The sequence below is a fragment of the Pseudomonadota bacterium genome (genome assembly GCA_022361155.1).
GTDB lineage: Bacteria > Myxococcota_A > Polyangia > Polyangiales > JAKSBK01 > JAKSBK01.
Genome location: JAKSBK010000573.1, coordinates 13,163 through 29,102, shown reverse-complemented (window position 1 = coordinate 29,102; position 15,940 = coordinate 13,163). Strand labels below are relative to the sequence as shown.

The following is a 15,940-nucleotide window of genomic DNA, read 5'->3' as shown; positions in this document are numbered from 1 at the left end:
CGTGACGCGGACCTGGCGGAGCTGAGGCCGGGCCCGAGCACGAGACCCCCCGCCCGGACGACGCCAGGTCATCCCTGCCCACGAGCTACTCCCCACGCCGAGCACGCCGACATCGCGAACGTGGATGATCGGATCGGGGACATGGGCGAGCGACTTTTGCGTGCGCCGCAATTTCGGTATGGTTACATCGTGCATCTGCACAACACACGTATCCGGCGGGCGGATCGGGCACTCGAGGGAGCCAGGCCATGAGCGGAGCAACACGCGTAGTTCTGTTGGCGGGCGGACGCTCGGAGGAGCACGAAGTGTCGATCGTCTCGGCGCGCTGCATCTTGGCCGCAACCGAGCAAGGTGCACTGGATGTGAAGCCTCTGGTGGCTACGCGCGAGGGACGCTGGCTGTCGGAAGCCGAGTCCCGGCAGGCACTTCAGAACGGACGGGCCGATCGAGGTGGCGTAGATCTGGGGCAGGCACTGTCCCGCATCGCAGATGCCGACATCGTCCTACCTATGATCCATGGCCCTTACGGAGAGGATGGAACGCTCCAAGGCATGCTCGAGATCGCTGGGGTGCCCTACGTGGGTTCGGGTGTGCTTGCAAGCGCACTGTGCATGGACAAGGCCATGAGCAAGGACCTGCTGGCGCGCCACGGCTTGCCGCTGGTGCCGTACCGGCTCGTGCGCCGGGACAAGTTCGAGTCAGCTCCGGCGCGCGTGGTGCAAGCCTGCGCCTCCCTCAAGCCGCCTTGGTTTGTCAAGCCCGCAAATCTGGGCTCCTCGCTCGGCATGTCCAAAGTCCATCACCGAGAGGGACTGCGCGCGGCGATCGCGCACGCCCTCACGTTCGATCGCCGCGTCGTGGTGGAGCAGAGCATCGAGCGGGCACGGGAGTTCGAAGTCGCCCTGCTGGGCAACCACAAGCCGGAAGCCAGTGCGGTCGGAGAAATCACCTACGGTAGCGAGTACTATGACTACGAGACAAAGTATGGTGAGGGCCGCGCCGAGCTCCACATCCCCGCCCCAATCGATGATTCGCTGCGCACCACGCTCCAGAGCATGGCGAAGCAGGCTTTTGTGCTGCTGGACTGCGCCGGCCTCGCCCGGGTGGACTTCCTCTACTGCCCCGAGCGCAGACAGGCGTATGTGAGCGAGACCAACACCCTGCCCGGTTTCACACCAACTTCCATGTTCACCAGGCTCTGGGACCACCAGGGACTCAGCTACCCGGCGTTGATCGAACGCCTGGTCGAGCTAGCGCTGGAGCGGGTCGATCCGGACTGAACGGGAACCAGAAACGACCGTTCCTGTCAGTATGGATGCCAGGAACCGGCCGGCAGGGTTTGCGCACAGGAAGGTTTGCGTGTAGAGTTCCGCCGCCTATGCGGCCGGATGCTCTGCACGCTCGATTCCCGGCAATCCATCCCATGTGTGCCTCTCATGGGCATTTGCACCATGAGCCCGAGGTCGGTGGTGTGTGAGCGTTGAATTGATTCGCTAACGTCCTCAACGCCGGCCCCAGCGGTCGGCGTTCGTGTTTCTGGCCAGCAGACACCACGCCGGCTTCGGGGCCGCCCGCAGGTGCTGTCGTGACCGAACCAGACGCAACACTCAAACTGGCATTACCCAAGGGACGCATGCAGGACGGCGTCCGCGATCTTCTTGCCGGCGCCGGAATGCATCTGGTAACGAGCGCTCGTTCCTATCGACCGCGCATCGACCAACCCGGCTTCAGCGTCAAGACGCTCAAACCCGCCAGCGTGGTCGAAATGCTGCACGCCGGCTCCCGCGACCTGGGCTTCGCCGGGGCGGACTGGGTGGCAGAAAAGAACGCCGAGCTGGCCGAGCTGCTGGACACCGGGCTCGACCCGGTACGCCTGGTGGCGGCCGCGCCCGAGGAGCTGCTCGAAAACGGCAAGCTGCCGAGCCGCCCGCTCGCGGTGGCCTCGGAGTACGAACAGCTGACGCGCGCATGGCTCGCGCAGCGCCGCATGGGCGACAGCTACGTGCGAGCCTACGGTGCAACCGAAGTGTTTCCACCCGAGGATGCCGACTGCATCGTGGATAACACGGCTACCGGGGCCACGCTCGAGGCCAACGGCCTGCGGATCGTGGCGGAGCTCATGCGTTCGTCCACGCGACTGTATGCGGCGTCAGCGGCGATGCGCAACCCCGCCAAACGCGAGCGTATCGAGGACTTTGTCCGTTTGGTTCGCTCGGTGCTGGAAGCCCGCCAGAGGGTCATGGTGGAAGTCAACGTCCCATCGGAGTCGCTCGCAGCGCTGGTCGCCCTGCTGCCCAGCATGCGCAGGCCCACGGTCGCTCGCCTGTACGGCATCGATGGTTTCGCGGTCAAGGCTGCGATTCCGCGTGCAACCTTGCCGAGTCTCATCCCGCGCATCCGCGCCGCGGGCGGATCGGACATCGTTGTCAGCAAGCTCGAACAGATTCTCGTGTAGGCGCCCCATGTCCATTGCCCGAACCTACGCACCACCTCGGCACGCCGCACCGGTTGATCTGGATCTATCCGGCGGCGAACGCAGCGAAGACGCCGCTCCTCTGTCGGTGCTGCTTTCCGGGCTCACGCCGGAGGCGTTGCGCTGCTACCCGCGGACCGCCGAGCTCGCCGCGCTCTTTGCACAGCAAGTCGGCGTTGACAGCGACCAGGTATTCGTCACCGCCGGAGCCGACGAGGCCATCGACCGGATCTGCAGGGCCGAGCTCGAACCCGGGGCAAACGCAGTCTGCACGCGGCCTTGCTTTGAGATGATCCCGCGCTACGTCGCTTTCGCACATGCCGAGCTACGACAGGTCGAATGGCACGAAGGTCCGCTGCCTGCGTCGCAGCTGCTTGCCTCGGTCGACCAGGCCACGCGCCTGCTGATCGTCGTCTCGCCCAACAACCCCACCGGGGGCACCGTGACCAGGCCGGATCTGCAGACCCTGGCCGGCGCGCGTCCCGAGCTGCCCGTCCTGCTCGACCTGGCTTACGGGGAGTTCGCGGACGAGGACTTGACCGGGCTGGCGCTGTCGTTTCCCAACGTTACGGTGACGCGAACGCTGTCCAAAGCCTGGGGGCTTGCGGGGCTGCGGGTAGGGTTTGCGCTTGGCAGCCCCGAGCGCATCGACAGCCTGCGAGCCGCGGGCAGCCCCTACTCGGTCGCGGGCCCTTCGGTCGCAATCGCAAAGCGGGCGCTCGAGCGCGGCGAACGCAGCAAGGAAGCGTACGTCGGGCAGGTGCGCAAGGAGCGTGCGCGGCTGCGGAAGCTGGCCGTGTCCCTGGCCTGGTCTTGCGAACCTAGCCAGGGCAACTTCGTGCTCTGGAGGGGCACGAGAGCGCTGTGGCTGCGCGATTGCTTGGCCGGGCTCGGAATCGCGGTGCGCGTTTTCCCAGATGAGCCCTCCCTGGCGAACGCGGTTCGCATCACCTGTCCCGGCGAGGCCGCCGCATTCCGTCGCCTCGAGGATGCTCTGCTGTGCGCGCTGCGCCCTGACGCGCTGCTGCTCGAGCTCGAGGCCGTATGCCGAGATGGACAGGACGATCGCGAGCTGTTGGAGCGCCTGCGTGCAAGGATGCGGCTCGGCCTCGTGACCACGGGCTCGAGCGAGGAGGCCCTCGGCATGCTTCGTGCCCGCGGAATCCAGGATTGTTTCGACGCCCTCGCATGCTGCAGGGACGGCAAACTGCAAGACGGCTCCGCTGCGCTCCGGGCGGCGCTGCACGATCTGTCGGAGCCGAGCGGTCGCTGCGCGAGAGCCTGGTACGTGGGCCAGACGCTCGAGGGCCTTGCCGCGGCCAGAAAAGCGGCGCTGGTGCCGCTCGCGCTGGCCGATAGCGAGGCCCGGGTGGAGACAAGCCTGGGTTTCCTCGAGCACGGTGCGGCCCGGGTCATGACGCAGCTTGAAACGCTGCAGGAGTGGTTGCCATGAACCGACGAAGTGCCAAGGTCCAGCGCCGCACTGCTCGGATCGAGCGCTGCACCAAGGAAACGAGCGTCGAGCTGGAGCTGTGTTTGGATGGGTCGGGCGAGGCGCAGATCGAGACGGGCGTTGGGTTCTTGGACCACCTGCTCGGCTCGCTGGCGAAGCACGCACGCTTCGATCTGAGCCTCAAGATGCAAGGCGATCTGCAGATCGATGATCACCACACGGCCGAGGACACGGCCCTGGCACTCGGATCCGCGCTCGACCAGGCTCTGGGCTCGCGCGAAGGCGTGCTTCGCTTCGGGTACGCGTACGCCCCCCTGGACGAGGCGCTGGCACGTGCGGTCGTCGACCTCTCGGGTCGCCCTCATGCCGAGATCGATCTGCAGCTTCAGCGTGAGTCGCTCGGTGCGCTGGCCTGCGAAAACGTGACACACGTGTTGCGTTCGCTCGCGCTCGCTTCCCGCTCGACGCTGCATGTCGACGTGCTGCGTGGAAGCAACGATCACCATCGCGCGGAGTCGGCATTCAAGGCGACGGCTCTGGCACTCAGGCAGGCGATCTCGCGCTCGGCTTTCGGCGACGTGCCGAGCACGAAGGGAGTCTTGTAGTGGCGTCCGAGGTCCTGATCGTAGCAACCGGGGTCGCCAACCTGGCCTCGGTTCGGGCTGCTTTGAGACGGCTCGACATCCGCTCCCGTACGAGTGCGAGTCCCGAGGGGATCCGCGCTGCGGAGCGGCTGGTCCTGCCGGGCGTTGGTGCCTTCGGAAGCGCGATGGCTCAGCTCGACGAGCGAGGCCTCACCGAAGCACTGATCGAGCGCCTTCGAGAGCGCCGGCCGACGCTCGCCATCTGCCTCGGAATGCAGCTGCTATGCAACACGTCGGAGGAAAGCCCCGAAGCCCGCGGGCTCGGAGTGCTGGATGGCGGCGTCACGCGCTTTCCCGCCGGCGTGCGCTGTCCGCAGTTCGGATGGAATCGTGTCGAGGCACCCGCGGGCGCCCGCTATCTACGCTCGGGATACGCCTATTTTGCCAATTCCTACTGCCTGCGAAGCGCCCCCGAGGGCTGGCGTGCGGCACAAACGGACCACGGTGGCCCCTTCGTGTCGGCTGTCGAGAGCGGAGACGTGGTGGCCTGTCAGTTTCACCCCGAGCTCTCGGCCCGGTACGGCGCCGAGCTGCTCGCACGCTGGTGCCTGCAGCGCTCGAGCCAAGGAGCGGGCTCGTGCTGAGCGCGAGAATCCTACCTTGTCTCGATGTACGGGCGGACCGCGTGGTCAAGGGGGTGTCCTTCCAATCCCTGCGCGACGCCGGATCGCCCACCGAGCTTGCCAGCGAATACGAACGGCAGAGCGCGGACGAGCTCGTGATGCTCGACGTGTCCGCCACGCCCGACGAGCGCCGCACCGCGCTGCACACGGTCGAAGCCATTCGAGACCGGCTCGGCATCCCGCTCACCGTGGGCGGCGGTGTGCGCAGCGTAGCGGACGCCAACAACTTGCTCGAGGCCGGCGCCGACAAGGTCAGCGTCAACACTGCGGCGGTGGCGGACCCTCCCCTGGTCGACGAGCTGGCGCGGCGCTTCGGCAGTCAGTGCACGGTGGTGGCGGTGGACGCTGCACGCACGCAATCGGGCAGGTTCCAGGCCGTGGTCCGCTCGGGCTCCGAGCGGGTGGCGCTCGACGTCGTGGACTGGGCTCGCGAGGTGGCCGAGCGAGGCGCGGGAGAGATCCTGCTCACCTCGTGGGACCGGGATGGAACCCGCCAGGGTTATGACTGCGCGCTGTTGCGGGCCGTGAGCGCCGCGGTGGCGATACCCGTGATCGCATCGGGCGGCGCGAGCCATGCAGAGCACTTGTTGCAGGCGTTTCGGGCAGGCGCGTCGGCCGCGCTGGCCGCATCCATCTTTCACTACAAAGACACGACCGTAGGCGCCGTCAAGGAGTACCTGGCGGCGCACGGAATCGAGGTGCGACGATGATCATCCCCTCCATCGACCTGCTCGAAAACACCGTGGTACAGCTGGTCGGAGGCGAGAAGAAGCAGCTTGATGCGGGCGACCCTCGTCCGCTCGCGCGGGATTTCGGCCGGGTCGGTGAGGTCGCGGTGGTGGACCTCGATGCTGCGATGGATCAGGGCAACAACACCGGCCTGATTCGAGAGCTGCTGCCGCTGGCTCGTTGCCGCGTCGGCGGCGGCATTCGTAGCGTGGACACTGCCCTCGGCTGGCTCGATCGTGGAGCCACCAAGGTGGTCTTGGGAACCGCGGCCCGACCGGAGCTGCTCGAGCAGCTGCCTCGAGAACGTGTGATCGCCGCGGTCGACGCACGGGACGGTGAAGTGGTCGTGCACGGCTGGCGCACCCGAACCGGGGTCGACCTGGCCGATGCGATCCAAACCCTGCGCCCGTTCGTGGGTGGCTTCCTCGTCACGCTCGTCGAACGCGAAGGACGCTTGACCGGCGTCGACTTCGAGCACGCGGCGCGCCTGCGCGAGCTATGCGGCACGGCCGAGCTCACGCTGGCCGGGGGAGTGACGAGCGCGCAGGAGGTGGCGCGTTTGGACTCGATGGGCATCGACGCGCAGGTGGGCATGGCGCTGTACACGGGCCGCTTGACGCTGGCGGATAGCTTAGCTGCCATGATGCAGTCCGACCGCCCGGACGGCCTGTGGCCCACGATCGTCGCAGACGAGCACGGCGTGGCGCTGGGTCTGGTCTACTCCGATGCACAGAGCCTGGCACAGACGCTTGCCAGCGGTCGCGGCGTGTACCGTTCCCGCTCGCGTGGCCTGTGGCGCAAGGGAGCTACGTCGGGCGCCGAGCAGGAGCTGCTGCGCGTGGACCTCGACTGCGACCGGGACTGCCTGCGCTACAGCGTGCGGCAGCTCGGGACTGGCTTCTGCCACAAGGAAACGCGCAGCTGCTTCGGCACCCAGGATCCCGGGCTCGGCGCGCTCGCACGCCGCATCAAGGCCCGGCACACGGCAGCGCCTCCCGGCTCCTACACGCGCAGGCTGCTGGGCGATCCCGCCCTCTTGCGCTCGAAGCTGCTCGAGGAGGCGGGGGAGCTCGCCGGCGCTACCGGCCATGCCGGAGTCGCGCACGAGGCGGCCGATCTGATCTACTTCGCGCTGGTCGCCGCCGAGAGCCGCGGGGTGGACCTCGAAGCGATCGAGCGCGAGCTGGACGCCCGCGCGCTGCGCGTGCGCCGCCGCCCAGGGCATGCCAAGACAGGACTCGAGGAGAAAGGCAGGCCCGCATGAGCGCTGGGGTGTTCGGACCGCTTGCAACACGTGAGCCAGGCAGTGCGCGACAGCTCGACGTTGATCCGGACACTTGGGAAACCGCGCACGGCATAGTCAAGGCAGTACGGCAAGGTGGCGAGCCGAGCCTGCGTGACCACGCCGAGCGGCTGGACCAGCTGGAGGCAGGCGCGAGCCTGGTCTGGACACGCGAGGACATGCGAAAGGCCTACGAGAGCCTTCGCAGCGAGGATCGCGACCTGCTGCAAACCACAGCCGATCGCATTCGGGGCTTTGCGCTGGCTCAACGCGCGACCCTGACCAACCTCGACGTAGCGGTCCCAGGGGGGCGCGCGGGACAGCGCGTGATCCCCATGCAGGCGGCTGGCTGCTACGCCCCCGGCGGGCGCTTTCCCCTTCCGTCTTCGGTCCTCATGACGGTCATCCCTGCACGAGCCGCCGGCGTTCAGACCGTATGGGTCGCTTCGCCGAACCCACAGGCCGTGACGGCGGCGGCAGCGCACGTGGCGAAGGCCGACGGCCTGCTCGCAGCGGGAGGGGCTCAGGCGATCGCCGCCATGGCCTACGGCATCGGCCCGTGCCCGCGTTGCGATATCGTGGTCGGGCCGGGCAATCGCTACGTCACGGCGGCCAAGCAGATCGTGTCGGCGAGCGTGGCGATCGACATGCTGGCCGGCCCCTCCGAGCTTGTGGTCGTGGCCGACGACAGCGCAGCGCCCGAGATCGTTGCCGCCGATCTGCTGGCTCAAGCCGAGCACGACCCCGACGCCTGGCCCGTGCTCATCACGACATCACCCGCGCTGGTGGAGCACGTGGTACGCGAGCTCGAAACGCAGCTAGCGACCCTTCCAACGGCCGACAACGCCCGCGCCGCCCTGAAAAACGGCGGCTACGTGCTGGCCAGCGGACACGATGAAGCGCTCGCACTGTGCGATGAGCTTGCGGCCGAGCACGTGGAGCTGCTCGTTCGTGAGCCCCAGCTGGCTGCCGAGCGCCTGAGTCGCTACGGCGGCCTGTTCGTAGGCGCGGGCAGCGCAGAGGTCTTCGGCGACTACGGGGTTGGTCCGAACCACGTGCTGCCCACAGGCGGCACCGGACGCTTCAAGGGCGGCCTCTCGGTGCTCGATTTCCTCAGCGTGCGCACATGGCTCGACCTCAGCGAGCCCGCGTCGATCGCCGCGGACACCGCCCGGCTGGCACGACTCGAAGGCCTCGAGGCCCACGCCCGATCCGCGGAGGCGCGCGGAGGCGCATCGGGGTGAGCAGGTGAGCAACCCTGAATCCGAGCCTCTGCCTTGAAGATCGAAGCCACGGGCGCCACGATCCGGTCGTGCCCTTGCCCGGCGGCCGTCAGGCGCACGATGCCGCAGGACAACTCGATCCCAGCCGGCCGATCGAGTGGCACGAGTTTCCGATGGGGCACGAAGTCTGCCCCGACGAAATCGGCGTCATCAAGCGCCGGCTCCACGAGCGCTATCGCTAGCGGACCCGACGTGTGTGCAAAGCCGACCGCGCCGCCGCCGCCCGTCGCGGAGTGTGCCTTTCCTTGAACCAGGCCGAGGACGAAAGCCGCCCAGAAACCGCCTCTTTTCCCGGTCACCGGACGGCATGCTTGGGCACGGCGCCGCAACCTGTGGCAAACTGTCTACGCGCTGTGCAGTGGCATGGGTGGCGATGAACGGTAAACCCGGCGGGCAGCTTCAGGGCCAAGTCTTGAGACGTGCGGTGAGCAACGGCTGGTTCCTGCTGGTCGGAGCCAGCCTGCTCGCCACCTCGGCCATTCCGCCCCGCATGGTGAGGCTATTCATCGAAGTGGATGGGCCGGCCTTCACGCTGACCGACGCCTCGCCCAAGCGACGTTTTGTGGTGCGCATCGAAGCCATCGGACCCGGACCAAACGGGCAGGACACAACGGCGCCGCCCCTCGAGGGCACGCTGGTGATGGGCTTGACGCACTCGCCCGGCGGGCCCGCAGGCACGCAGAGCCCGCCGTGGGTTCGAGTCAAACTAAGGCACGGACATGAAACCGTCATGTCACGCCCGTTCCTCGAGCGCTCTTCGTTGTTGCCAGAAATCGAGTTTGTGGGGGGCTGCAGTGAAGCAAGCGCCGCCCCCGCGAGTCCTTGCGTAGCGAGCCTTGAGGTCGAGTTCGATCGTGCAGCGAGCCCCGTCGCTCGCACCGAAGTTCGGTGGTCACTCTCGTTTTCCAAGGTGTGGGCTAGCGAAACCGATCAGGGAGGACAACTCCCGTGGGTCATCGAATTCGCGGGGCAATGAGGACGACCGGGCAACTCCGGGCTGGGGGCTGCTGGCGGGCCCTTTGTCGATGCACCCTCGCGGCAGGGCTCGTGCTCGGAGGCGACGCGTGCGCCCCGGCGGATGAGGTTTGCTTTCTCGACTCGTCCGAGCTCGGGAGGCTCTCACCTAGCTTTGGGAGCGGCACGCGCCAAGGGAGAGTCGTTCTAGCGGCGAATTCGATGCAGGTTGGCACCCTGCGTGTGAGCGTCTCTGGTCTGCCGGAGCTTGTGACAACGCGCGAGACACTCAGTAGCGTTTCGCTCACGATGTCCTTCTTGGCGTCGCACATACAAGCGCCCTTGAATGCCGAGCTGCCCGAGGTGAAGCTGACGCTCGCCCCAACCGCTTCGCGCATCCGCAGACTGCACACGCGCGAAGTACGCGCGCGCGGTGGAAGCAGCATCACACACCGCCGAGTGCTGAGCGACTGTTTCAGCGATGAGCGAGAGGCGTGCTGCATGCTCGGCGCGTCAACGTGTTCCAACACCGTCGATTTCACCCTCTCTCGTAGCGATACCCTGTTTCCGGACGTGCGGATCGAGTGGCAGGCGCAAGCCAGCGCGAGCGTGTTCTCGTGCCTGGAGCTACCAGCGGAGCCGCAGGTGGAGATCGAGGTCGTCAGATGATCCGAGCTCGCTACCACCACGAGTCTCCGCCGCTGCGTGCGCTGCGTCATCCGATCGTGGTGGCGAACGTCGTGCTACTGGTGATCAACGATCACTGGCTCAAACAGGCATGCCCGGGCTGGTTCAGTGGCAAGCTCTCCGACGCCGCCTTCATGGTGCTCGCACCGCTGTGGCTGCACGCCGCTTGGACCCTCATCTGCGGCCGCTCGCGCGCGGCTGTAGCCGAGCGAGGCCGGCGTGGGCTATGGGCCTCGGCAGTCCTGGTGCTGGTGAGTTTCGTGCTGATGCAGACCACAGCTTGGGGGGACTGGTTGTTCCGCTACGGGCTGGCGAGCCTGCAGTGGCCGTTTCGCGCCCTGGCGGCTCTGGCGAGGGGCGACGAGGCGCACGGCCTGCGACCGGTGGCGGCGACGCCCGATGTCACGGATCTGGTCTGTCTACCGCTGCTGGCGGTACCGTTTTGGATTCAGCATAGGAGTCTGCGTCCAGTCCCTCGCCAAGCACGAAGCCGCTGGTTCCTGCTGGCGCTGAGCGCTGGACTCTGTGGCCTATTCAGCGTCGAGACGCCGGTTCTTGCCCAGACAGGATCGCCGGCTCGGTCCCACCGCTTCTTCGACGCTCCAGCGCCAGCCATGCCAACACCGAAAGTGACTGAAGAGCAAAGCGGCTTCTGCTTTCAGGCCTCGCCGGGTCTCGGGCTGATATGGATCAAGTCGCAGGCGAGTGTGCTGTCCGGGTTCAGGCAGGGGATTCCCTCCACGGCGGTAGCAACCGGCCACGGTTTGGATCTGGACATCGGCGGCGGCCATCGTCGCTGGCTTGCCTTTGCCACGCTCGGCTTCCGAGCTTACCCGGACCCACACACAACGTTGCGCGGCCGGACGTTCAGGATGCAGGGCGTCGAACTGGGAACAGTCTCGATCGGGGCTGGCGCGACATACTACCCGCTGTCCGGACTGAACCTCCACGCCACGCTTCGCGTCGCACTCTTTGGGCTAGACTTGCCCTCCCCGTCGGAGTTCCTGCATGGGTACGCGGTCAAGCTCGCAGCCGGACACGAGTGGCGACTTGCTCGCCACTGGTGGATCGGTCCGGGCCTCGCCGCGCAGTGGGCCCGGTTGGACGATCCGGCGTCAGCGAGGTCCGAGGCGCTGTCAGGAGAGCTCGTTGTCAGCCTCAAATGGTGGTAGGACTGGCTCCACGCGGCGCTGCACGTTCAGCGCTTGGGTTCGTGTACCCTTGCCGCGCCCACGCCATCGTGGAAGGCCCGGACGCAAGCAGGCCAACCATCGCGCTCGAGGGTGCGGTGTGAGCCCCGCTGCCGCTTGATGTTCCAGCCGATCCGGCACAACGCTGCAAGCACGCGCCGCGGTTTGGTCGTGGGCCAGTCGCTCGCGCTGCTGGCGAAAAAAGGGCCTACAAGAGCGGTGAATTCGAGGCTGGTCCCTGCGGCGAGTCAGCGCGGCGTAATGCAAGGGTTCCGCGCATCAGACGGCTCATGTTGAAACTCGTCGCTTTGGGCGCTAGACCTCGGACGCTATGCCTTCGGATACGTCGATCACGCGCCGCAAGCGAAAGCGCAGGCACCGCACGCTTGGCAAGGAAAACCGCAAGCGGCGTCGTCGCAACACCACGCCCAAGTTCCCTCTCGACCCTGCCGCGGCTTCAAAGTCGTAGTGCCCGCGTCCTGAGAGCCTGGGGCTCCGCCACAAAATAGCTTGCCCACCTCGCAGGTCCCAAATGCCGCTGGCTGTGTTGCACCTCCTCGAAATATCCCCAATATTCCTCGTCGTTGCGCCTTGCCAGCGGCACCTGGTCCTCTGCGATCTGCACAAGTTATTTTGTGGCGGAGCCTAACCCGCGTGGGTGTGTGTTTCGGTTACCACGCGCACCGATTGGCCGACCGAGACGTTGAGCTTGGTGGCGGCGCTCTTGTTTCGGGCGGCAACCTCGAAGAGGTCGTCGGAGCCCACGAGGGCGAGCAGCTCTCCAGCGTGCGTCTGCTCGTAGTGGGTACTGAGCCCCTGCACCCGGTGTCCTCCCACGTACACGACCACGCGCTCCGGGCTGACTCCTTGCAGGAACCCGCGCAGCGTGCCCTCCGAGATGTTCGAGATCAGGTTGCCGAAGCGGTCGATGTGGATGACCGTTCCGAGCAGCTCGCGGTTGCGGACTTGCACGAGAGGGAAAACCAACCTCTTGTAGTGCTCCACGCGTGCTCCCAGCGATTCGGGGGTCGCGCCTGCAGCAAGTCGGGCTGCTGCCGGCGCGAAGATATCGCGACCATGGAACGTGGAGCTGATGTGCGCACGCTCGAGCCGCGCCGGCTGAATCTCGTACACCTGCTCGCTCCCGTCGAGCAGATAGCCAAAGGTGGCGTTGTCCGGCCCTACCAGCAGCTGTCCGCGCACACAGGCTACGATCGGGCGCCGCACTCCACCGACGCCTGGATCCACGATCACCACGTGAATCGTGCCCTCCGGAAAGCGGGGGATCGCTGCACGGACGAACAGCGCGGCCTCCTTGGTGTCGTGCGTGCTGATCTCGTGCGACAAGTCCACCACGCGCAGGTCGTGCGGACCCTCGGTCAGAAGCACGCCCTTCATCTGCGCAAGATACGCGTCGCGGGTGCCAAAATCGGTGGTCAGAGTGACGATCGGAGCCATGCTGCCGCCGGGATCCCTGCCGGACGCACAAAACGGTTGCTCGCCGGACCCGTGCAGCTTATGCCATGGCGCTCGCCACCGCCAGAGCCGTGCGACGTTGGCTTATGCCCGCATTCCCGTCACGCAAGGAAGACCCCCTCAAGCACTGGGGAATCGCTGACGCCATGGAGACCTATGGCATTAGCCGTTGGGGCTGCGACTACTTCTCGATCAACCAGGCGGGCAACCTGCTTGTTACCCCAGGGGGTGAGGGCAAAGGCGCCATCGATCTCAAGGGCCTGGTCGACGAGATTCGCCGGCGCGGGATTCAACTTCCGCTATTGTTGCGCTTCTCCGACATTCTGCGCGCTCGGGTGCAGCTGCTCAACGAGACCTTTGCCCGCGCGATTCGCGACTGCGAATACCGGGGCAGCTACTACGGCGTATACCCCATCAAGGTGAATCAGGCGCGCCGCGTGGTCGAGGAGATCAGCGACTACGGCCGCCCCTACCACTACGGCATGGAGGCCGGTTCCAAGCCGGAGCTTCTGGCCATCATGGCCATGAATCGGGATCCGGACGCGTTGTTGATCTGCAACGGCTATAAGGACGACGAGTACATCGAAACCGCGCTGCTGGCTTCAAGACTGGGCAGCATGGTGGTGCTGGTTGCGGAGAAACCGGGCGAGCTCGAGCGGATTCACAGCGTGGCAAAGCGGCTCGGCGTACGGCCCACACTTGGCATACGAGCACGCCTGAGCGCCCGTGGTGCAGGCCGCTGGGAGCAGTCTGCGGGCGACCGCTCCAAATTCGGGCTCTCGGCTGCGGAGATCCTGGAAGCGGTGGCCGCGCTACGCGGGCGCGGCGAGCTCGACTGCCTCAAGCTGCTGCACTTCCACCTTGGATCGCAGGTGAGCGCGATCCGTTCTTTCAAGGACGCGCTCGGCGAGGCGGCCAGGCTGTATGTAGAGCTGTACAAGCTCGGCTGTTGCTCCCTGCACTACCTGGACGTTGGCGGCGGCCTCGGCGTGGACTACGACGGCTCGCAGACCAACTTCGCGTCTTCCATGAACTACACCGTGCAGGAGTACGCCAACGATGTGGTCTTCGCGACGCAGCAGGCGTGCGACGCAGCAGCGGTGCCCCATCCAAACCTGGTCAGCGAGTCGGGCCGCGCCGTGGCTGCACATCACTCGGTGCTGGTGGTCGACGTATTGGGCGTGAGCGAGGCGGCATCGATTACGCTACCCGAGGCGCCTGATGTGGACGCGGTGCCGCTCGCGCGCCATCTCCATGACACCTACGAATCGGTCAATCGCAAGAACCTGCTCGAAAGCTACCACGACGCCATCGAATACAAGGAGCAAGCGCTTCAGCTGTTCACGCTGGGCCATCTGTCGCTGCCCGCGCGCGTCCAGTGCGATCAGCTGTTTTGGGCCTTGATCCACCGTATCCATGCCATTGCCCGCACCCTGCCTGCGATGCCGGAGGAGCTCAGCGGTCTGGAGCGGGCCCTGAGCGACACCTATTTCCTGAACTTCTCGAGCTTTCAGTCGCTGCCCGATTCGTGGGCCGTAGGGCAGCTGTTTCCCATCGTGCCGATTCATCGCTTGAGCGAGGAGCCACGCCGGCGCGGCGTGCTGGCGGACATCACCTGCGATTCGGACGGCAAGATCGACAGCTTCATCGATTCGCGCGACGTCAAGCACGTCCTCGAGCTGCACCCCAAGCAGCCCGGCCAAGGCTACTACCTGGGCATCTTCTTGGTAGGCGCATACCAGGAGATTCTCGGGGACATGCACAATCTGTTCGGGGACACCAACATCGTTCACGTGTCCCTCGGTCCGGACAACAGCTATGCGATAGAGGAAGTCGTGGTGGGCGACACCATCAACGACGTGCTCAGCTACGTGAACTATCGACCGGAGGAGCTGCTCAAGCGACTGCGCCAGAACATCGAGGCGGCCCTGCGCGAAAACCGGATGACGCTGGAGGAATCCCGCCAGCTCATGGAGCGCTATCGTGCTGGGCTGGCGGGCTACACGTATCTGGAGGCAGAGTAGGCCATGCCCGTAGGGCCCAGGCAGCGGCCTGCCGAGATGAAGCCTCCCGCCCGCAGGGCAGGCCAGTCCGTGCTGGCCGGCGACGTAGGCGGCACCAAGACCGTCCTTGCGCTGTACGCGCCGGATGCTGCAGGTTCGCCATGCACGCTGCGTCGCAGACGCTTCACGAGCCTCGACTACCAGGGCCTGGCAGCCATGGTGGACGATTTCCTGGAAGCAGGCGACGACGTGGCCGCGGCGGCCTTTGGCCTTGCAGGACCCGTGCGGGACGAGCGCTGCCACACCACGAACCTGGCCTGGGTGATCGACGCAGCCGAGGTCGCCCGCGAAACGGGTATCCCGAGGGTGAGCTTGCTCAACGATTTTTGTGCAGCGGCGCTGGGAATCGGGAGCCTCGGCACCGACGACGTAGCGATCCTGCAGCAAGGCGAGGTGGATGACGCTGGGCCCGTGGCGATTCTGGGCGCGGGCACGGGTCTCGGAGAGGCTCTGTTGGTTCGCACCTCGGCAGGGCCGCATGCGGTGGCGAGTCAGGGGGGCCATGTCGACTTCGCGCCCCGCAACGAGCTCGAGATGCGACTGCTGGCGTTCTTGCTCAAGCGCTACGCCACCGTGTCGGTCGAGCGCGTGGTATCCGGGCTCGGGCTCGAGAACATCTACGAATTCCTGGTCACGGAGGGCTTGGCCGAGGCGAACCCCGAGATCGAGGCCGCTATCCAGCAGGGCGACGCCGGATCGGTAATCGGGAGCGAGGCCCTGCGAGGAGGGGATCGGGCGTGCGTGCAGGCGGTCGACTTGTTCGTGTCGCTTTACGGTGCCGAGGCCGGCAACCTCGCGCTCAAGGCGCTGGCAAGCGGCGGGGTGTACCTGGCGGGCGGCATCGCGCCCAAGCTGCTGGACAAGCTCAGGCAAGGCCCTTTCCTCGAGAGCTTCCTCGCCAAGGGCAGGATGAGGCCGGTGCTCGAGCGCTTTCCCGTGATCGTGGTGCTCAACCAGGACGTGGGGTTGCTCGGAGCGCGCGCGCGGGCGTTGGGGTTGCCCGGCACCCCCTGAACACCGAACACCCGTCGTCACCCGCCTGTCCCCGTTGATCGAGCGCGAGCTTCCGACTTGTTCGCCCGA

16 protein-coding genes and 1 pseudogene are annotated in these 15,940 nt (G+C 66.4%); 15 read left to right on the top strand and 2 right to left on the bottom strand.

Annotated features, from left to right (window positions below; genetic code table 11):
• From MJD61_21555 to MJD61_21495, 13 genes are all read left to right on the top strand, one after another.
• On the top strand, positions 1-252 hold a 252-nt coding region (locus MJD61_21555), incomplete at its 5' end, for a hypothetical protein (protein MCG8557844.1).
• Entirely contained in the window at positions 249-1,280 is a 1,032-nt protein-coding gene (locus MJD61_21550) for a D-alanine--D-alanine ligase (GenBank protein ID MCG8557843.1), read from the top strand. The genes MJD61_21555 and MJD61_21550, both read left to right, overlap by 4 nt.
• A 305-nt stretch (positions 1,281-1,585) precedes the next feature.
• Positions 1,586-2,455: an ATP phosphoribosyltransferase gene (gene hisG / locus MJD61_21545; protein ID MCG8557842.1), complete on the top strand. Its 870-nt coding sequence runs from the start codon at positions 1,586-1,588 to the stop codon at positions 2,453-2,455.
• Positions 2,456-2,462: 7 nt separating this feature from the next.
• On the top strand, positions 2,463-3,926 hold the full coding sequence (locus MJD61_21540) for an aminotransferase class I/II-fold pyridoxal phosphate-dependent enzyme (GenBank protein MCG8557841.1): 1,464 nt from the start codon (positions 2,463-2,465) through the stop codon (positions 3,924-3,926).
• Positions 3,923-4,531, top strand: a complete 609-nt coding sequence (gene hisB / locus MJD61_21535) for an imidazoleglycerol-phosphate dehydratase HisB (protein MCG8557840.1) — start codon at positions 3,923-3,925, stop codon at positions 4,529-4,531. Before MJD61_21540 ends, hisB begins: the two co-directional genes overlap by 4 nt.
• A complete protein-coding gene (hisH, locus tag MJD61_21530) occupies positions 4,531-5,154 on the top strand; it encodes an imidazole glycerol phosphate synthase subunit HisH (protein MCG8557839.1) in 624 nt (207 codons plus the stop codon). Before hisB ends, hisH begins: the two co-directional genes overlap by 1 nt.
• Entirely contained in the window at positions 5,148-5,903 is a 756-nt protein-coding gene (gene hisF / locus MJD61_21525; protein MCG8557838.1) for an imidazole glycerol phosphate synthase subunit HisF, read from the top strand. Before hisH ends, hisF begins: the two co-directional genes overlap by 7 nt.
• Positions 5,900-7,186 carry a phosphoribosyl-ATP diphosphatase gene (gene hisE / locus MJD61_21520; protein MCG8557837.1) on the top strand — a complete coding sequence of 429 codons (1,287 nt, stop codon included), beginning with the start codon at positions 5,900-5,902 and terminating at the stop codon, positions 7,184-7,186. Before hisF ends, hisE begins: the two co-directional genes overlap by 4 nt.
• A complete protein-coding gene (hisD, locus tag MJD61_21515) occupies positions 7,183-8,448 on the top strand; it encodes a histidinol dehydrogenase (protein MCG8557836.1) in 1,266 nt (421 codons plus the stop codon). The genes hisE and hisD overlap by 4 nt, the downstream gene beginning before the upstream one ends.
• 68 nt (positions 8,449-8,516) lie before the next feature.
• On the top strand, positions 8,517-8,669 hold the full coding sequence (locus MJD61_21510; protein ID MCG8557835.1) for a hypothetical protein: 153 nt from the start codon (positions 8,517-8,519) through the stop codon (positions 8,667-8,669).
• A 191-nt stretch (positions 8,670-8,860) separates the two neighbouring features.
• A complete protein-coding gene (locus MJD61_21505; protein MCG8557834.1) occupies positions 8,861-9,463 on the top strand; it encodes a hypothetical protein in 603 nt (200 codons plus the stop codon).
• 200 nt (positions 9,464-9,663) lie between these two features.
• Positions 9,664-10,110 (top strand): hypothetical protein, encoded by a 447-nt coding sequence (locus MJD61_21500; protein ID MCG8557833.1) that lies wholly within the window; start codon positions 9,664-9,666, stop codon positions 10,108-10,110.
• A complete protein-coding gene (locus tag MJD61_21495) occupies positions 10,107-11,300 on the top strand; it encodes a hypothetical protein (GenBank protein MCG8557832.1) in 1,194 nt (397 codons plus the stop codon). The genes MJD61_21500 and MJD61_21495 overlap by 4 nt, the downstream gene beginning before the upstream one ends.
• Positions 11,301-11,362: 62 nt before the next feature.
• Here MJD61_21495 and MJD61_21490 read toward each other — a convergent pair.
• Positions 11,363-11,473 (bottom strand): annotated as a pseudogene (locus tag MJD61_21490) (type II toxin-antitoxin system HicA family toxin).
• A 490-nt stretch (positions 11,474-11,963) separates the two neighbouring features.
• Positions 11,964-12,776 (bottom strand): SAM-dependent chlorinase/fluorinase, encoded by an 813-nt coding sequence (locus MJD61_21485; GenBank protein ID MCG8557831.1) that lies wholly within the window; start codon positions 12,774-12,776, stop codon positions 11,964-11,966.
• 104 nt (positions 12,777-12,880) lie between these two features.
• Between MJD61_21485 and speA the strand changes: the two genes are divergently transcribed.
• A complete protein-coding gene (gene speA, locus MJD61_21480) occupies positions 12,881-14,818 on the top strand; it encodes a biosynthetic arginine decarboxylase (protein MCG8557830.1) in 1,938 nt (645 codons plus the stop codon).
• Between the two features lie 3 nt (positions 14,819-14,821).
• Entirely contained in the window at positions 14,822-15,871 is a 1,050-nt protein-coding gene (gene glk / locus MJD61_21475; GenBank protein ID MCG8557829.1) for a glucokinase, read from the top strand.
• Positions 15,872-15,940 lie beyond the last annotated feature (69 nt).

What these genes read in the sequence shown, in the direction of transcription:
- MJD61_21550 (MCG8557843.1), top strand. Translation starts at nt 249, where the DNA reads ATGAGCGGAGCAACACGCGTAGTTCTGTTGGCGGGCGGACGCTCGGAG.
- MJD61_21540 (MCG8557841.1), top strand. Translation starts at nt 2,463, where the DNA reads ATGTCCATTGCCCGAACCTACGCACCACCTCGGCACGCCGCACCGGTT.
- hisB (MCG8557840.1), top strand. Translation starts at nt 3,923, where the DNA reads ATGAACCGACGAAGTGCCAAGGTCCAGCGCCGCACTGCTCGGATCGAG.
- hisE (MCG8557837.1), top strand. Translation starts at nt 5,900, where the DNA reads ATGATCATCCCCTCCATCGACCTGCTCGAAAACACCGTGGTACAGCTG.
- hisD (MCG8557836.1), top strand. Translation starts at nt 7,183, where the DNA reads ATGAGCGCTGGGGTGTTCGGACCGCTTGCAACACGTGAGCCAGGCAGT.
- MJD61_21505 (MCG8557834.1), top strand. Translation starts at nt 8,861, where the DNA reads ATGAACGGTAAACCCGGCGGGCAGCTTCAGGGCCAAGTCTTGAGACGT.
- MJD61_21500 (MCG8557833.1), top strand. Translation starts at nt 9,664, where the DNA reads ATGCAGGTTGGCACCCTGCGTGTGAGCGTCTCTGGTCTGCCGGAGCTT.
- MJD61_21495 (MCG8557832.1), top strand. Translation starts at nt 10,107, where the DNA reads ATGATCCGAGCTCGCTACCACCACGAGTCTCCGCCGCTGCGTGCGCTG.
- MJD61_21485 (MCG8557831.1), bottom strand. Translation starts at nt 12,776, where the DNA reads ATGGCTCCGATCGTCACTCTGACCACCGATTTTGGCACCCGCGACGCG.
- speA (MCG8557830.1), top strand. Translation starts at nt 12,881, where the DNA reads ATGCCCGCATTCCCGTCACGCAAGGAAGACCCCCTCAAGCACTGGGGA.
- glk (MCG8557829.1), top strand. Translation starts at nt 14,822, where the DNA reads ATGCCCGTAGGGCCCAGGCAGCGGCCTGCCGAGATGAAGCCTCCCGCC.